This window comes from Vibrio sp. Vb1554, assembly GCF_033344235.1.
In genome coordinates, this window is the sequence record NZ_JAWPOJ010000465.1 from 1 (window position 1) to 1,038 (window position 1,038).

The window sequence follows — 1,038 nt, forward strand, 5'->3', positions numbered from 1 at the left end:
TTTGCTATTTGTTGTTCACGAGTGCGGATTTGTTTTCTTTCTTGTTCAGACAGATAGTTTTTCTGCAACTCTTGAATCAACGCTTTTCGCTCGATCCCTTTCATTCTTACAGGGATCAGAGCCACCGCTCGTTCATATTTTGTTTGGTTGCTGTCTAACCCCAAGGCATTTTCGTTCCCCTGCCATTCGGTGATTAAATCCTCGAATGCTTTCACGTAATCTTGAGCCGATACGGCGTCAAGTTGCTCGGCTTGTAAGCTGAAGTCGTAAAGTGCGAACTCATCGGCGAAAATCACCTCGGCGAGCTCTCCCCAAATCTTTCTCGCTTCGGATTTTAATCGTGCAACACGAGAGGCGAGCGGTTGCTGCTCATCAAACAACAAATTGCCAACGCTTTGCTGCCAAAGACCATCGAGTTGATGGTAGTTCGCTAACAAATTAAAACGCTCTGAAGACAAATCTATAGCTAGTTCATTAAGTTTGAATTCGCAATTAAGCTCGGACATACAGGTGTGCCAAAACGTCTCGATTTCTGCTTTCAATGCTCGACCTTTAGAACGGTTTAGTCGCTCTGCAAGATCTTGAGTCTCAGTGGGCATGTTGTCTGATTTTGACTTGGACTTTTGTGTACTGCTTTGGCGCTGGGGTGGCGTCGAATCACTATCAACCAATGTGCTTGATTTATCCTGCAACTCCGAAGAAAGCTGCGTTAATTGATCGCGTTCGTCGACATTGACTGAAAACCAAACTATGCCCGCCAAAACGGCGGACACAGTGATTAGTAAGCTAAGCTTCATGGCTTGATCACGGCGCTGACAGGGAAGTGATCCGACAGGTTGTAATGTTTCCACAACCCCTCTGCCGTTGAACGTGGAACATCAACGCGGTTGTCGTTAAACGATTTCACGCCATATTCGTTGCTCACCATGACGTAATCGAGGTATTCCACATTTTCGCCACCAGATAGTGCTTCGCCTGCGAAGTTATTGATACGAGGGTCGAACGTAGACGCTGTATAGCCAGAGTATTGATGCTCCA

Annotated in this window: 1 protein-coding gene and 1 pseudogene; both read right to left on the minus strand. The window is 46.2% G+C overall.

From position 1 onward, the window contains the following. On the minus strand, positions 1 to 599 hold a 599-nt coding region (locus R8N28_RS27100; protein ID WP_412079942.1), incomplete at its 3' end, for a hypothetical protein. Between the two features lie 194 nt (positions 600 to 793). After that, positions 794 to 1,038, minus strand: a pseudogene (locus R8N28_RS27105) (phospholipase); the annotation flags it as partial.